Annotated in this window: 1 protein-coding gene; it reads left to right on the forward strand. The window is 69.5% G+C overall.

What is annotated here, in order from left to right; all coding sequences use genetic code 11:
- Positions 1–233 (forward strand): hypothetical protein (locus MFF64_RS37390; protein WP_238194132.1); only part of this gene is annotated, 233 nt, incomplete at both ends.

Below are 233 nucleotides of genomic sequence, written 5' to 3' on the forward strand. Positions count from 1 at the left end.
TCGTCCCGAACGCCCCTTCCTCCTGGAGCCGGACGCTGACCATCGCGGCCGGCGACGAGTCGGTCGAGGTCGAGGTGCCGACGGAGCACGACGGCGTGGACGAGTTGAACGGCGCGATCACCTTGGCGGTGACACCGGCCGACCACTACGTGGTGGACTCCGCGCGGGCCGACGCGTCCGTCTCGGTCAGAGACAGGGACGCCGTGTGGCTTACGATCACGACCGACCAGACG

The organism is Methylobacterium frigidaeris, from assembly GCF_022179185.1.
GTDB lineage: Bacteria > Pseudomonadota > Alphaproteobacteria > Rhizobiales > Beijerinckiaceae > Methylobacterium > Methylobacterium frigidaeris.